Consider the following 296-nt stretch of genomic DNA (forward strand, 5'->3'; position numbering starts at 1 on the left):
GTCGCTCTCGATCGCTGGCTCGTCACCTTTCCGAGCTTCGGCTACCTGCTCGCGGTCGTGCCGGAACATGTGGCCGATGTCGTCACCCGCTTCACCGCGCGCGGCATCAGCGCCGCGGTCATCGGCGCGGTCGTGGCTGGTGCCGAGGTCGCACTGGTCGACGGCGAGAGCCGCGCAGTGGTGCGCAATCATGCCGAGGCACCGCTGCTGCAGCTCGGCCGACAGGACGCCGCCGCATGAACCTTCCGTCGCACCGAACCTTGCACATTGCGATGCTGACCCATTCCACCAACCCG

The 296-nt window shown here is 67.9% G+C and carries 1 pseudogene; it reads left to right on the forward strand.

The annotated features are described in order from the left end of the window. Positions 1-240: pseudogene (locus EOD29_RS31205) on the forward strand (AIR synthase-related protein); the annotation flags it as partial. Positions 241-296: the final 56 nt, after the last annotated feature.

Source organism: Mesorhizobium sp. M1A.T.Ca.IN.004.03.1.1, assembly GCF_003997555.1.
In the GTDB taxonomy this organism is placed as follows: Bacteria; Pseudomonadota; Alphaproteobacteria; order Rhizobiales; family Rhizobiaceae; genus Mesorhizobium.